This is a genomic window from Flavobacterium sp. UMI-01 (genome assembly GCF_019656315.1).
Classification (GTDB): domain Bacteria; phylum Bacteroidota; class Bacteroidia; order Flavobacteriales; family Flavobacteriaceae; genus Flavobacterium.
The window spans coordinates 1-462 of sequence record NZ_BPLU01000032.1 but is presented as its reverse complement, the minus strand read 5'-3'; the positions used below and the strand labels follow the sequence as shown (position 1 = coordinate 462).

The window sequence follows — 462 nt, the reverse complement described above, 5'->3', positions numbered from 1 at the left end:
AATTGAAACAAATGCCAAGTATTTCAATCACAAAAGATGGTAAATATGAGGATAAGAATAACGATGGAATTACGAATGTAGGAGATGTAATTGTTTACAATTTTGTAGTTCGCAATACAGGAAATGTACCATTAACAAATGTTACTGTAACGGATAACAATGCTACGGTATCAGGAGGACCAATTGCTAGTTTAGCTGTTGGTGCGGTTGACAGTACAACTTTTACAGCTGTTCATACCGTTACTCAGGAGGATATTAACAAAGGAATTGTGTACAACTTAGCTACAGCAACAGGAACACCTCCACAAGGACCACCAGTTACAGGAACTTCGACAGACCCAACACCTTGTGCAACTTGTCCAAAAGAGCCAACTTGTTTGGATTGTACGATGACCGAATTGAAACAAATGCCAAGTATTTCAATCACAAAAGATGGTAAATATGAGGATAAGAATAACGATG

1 pseudogene is annotated in these 462 nt (G+C 37.7%); it reads left to right on the top strand.

Annotated features, from left to right (window positions below):
• Window positions 1–11: 11 nt before the first annotated feature.
• Window positions 12–462, top strand: a pseudogene (locus tag K5R64_RS10175) (hypothetical protein); the annotation flags it as partial.